The sequence below is a fragment of the Pseudomonas sp. K5002 genome (genome assembly GCF_013386655.1).
GTDB lineage: Bacteria > Pseudomonadota > Gammaproteobacteria > Pseudomonadales > Pseudomonadaceae > Aquipseudomonas.
Genome location: NZ_JACARK010000099.1, coordinates 1 through 806, shown reverse-complemented (window position 1 = coordinate 806; position 806 = coordinate 1). Strand labels below are relative to the sequence as shown.

The 806-nt window shown below is 58.3% G+C and carries 2 protein-coding genes; both read right to left on the bottom strand.

Going from position 1 to position 806, the window contains the following annotated elements; translation table 11 throughout:
- Positions 1-32 precede the first annotated feature (32 nt).
- Positions 33-440 (bottom strand): PA2817 family protein, encoded by a 408-nt coding sequence (locus HX846_RS06150; RefSeq protein WP_003217220.1) that lies wholly within the window; start codon positions 438-440, stop codon positions 33-35.
- Positions 441-671: 231 nt separating this feature from the next.
- Positions 672-806, bottom strand: a 135-nt coding sequence (locus tag HX846_RS39475) for an acyl-CoA dehydrogenase domain-containing protein (protein ID WP_256739782.1), incomplete at its 5' end; no start/stop codon positions are given.

Sequence of the window (806 nt, the reverse complement as noted above, 5' to 3'; positions counted from 1 at the left end):
GCTCCCACATTTGATCTGCGTTAGCCCTGAAATCAGTGCTTGGGCTGGTCATTGGACATGGCCAACAACTGCTTTTCCTGGTTCCAGTCGAACGGTTCGTCGTTCTGTTCAGCTTCGAAGCGACGTTCTTCCAGGGCCTGGTACAGGTCCAGCTCGTCGTCGGGCATGAAGTGCAGGCAGTCGCCACCGAAGAACCACAGCAGGTCGCGCGGTACCAGGTGAGCAATTTGCGGGTAGCGCAGGATGACCTGGCTCATCATGTCCTGGCCCAGGTACTGGCTTTCGATCGGGTCGATGGGCAGCAAGGCGCGCAGTTCATCGAAGCGCTCCAGGAACAGGAGGTGGCTTTCCTCGGGAACCTGTTCGGCTTCGCCGACGGCAACCAGGATGCTGCGCAGGTGGTCGAGCAAGACGAGATGATCGGCAACGACGTTGGACACGAGATAAGTCCTCAAGAGCAAAACGGGCGCGAGAGTATATAGCTCGGTGCCTTGCCTCACAAATACGATTCCTTTTGACGAGTGGCTGTTGTTGTCAGGCAAGGCGCCGCGACGAGTCATAGCTTGCTATGGCGAGGAGCGGCAACGCAGCATGACGACAACAGACGCCGTCAAAAGGGATCAGTATTTGTGAGGCAGGGCACTCTACCCGTTTTTATATGACCGCTGGGATCAGCGGACTTTTCCCTCGGCCTGGCTCAGTTCTTCCTTGCTGAAATCATCCACGTCGATCACCTTGCGTCGCGCTGCTTCGGCGTCACGCAGGGTCTGCGCCTCGGCGGGTTGCAGCACGCCGGCATGCAGCGC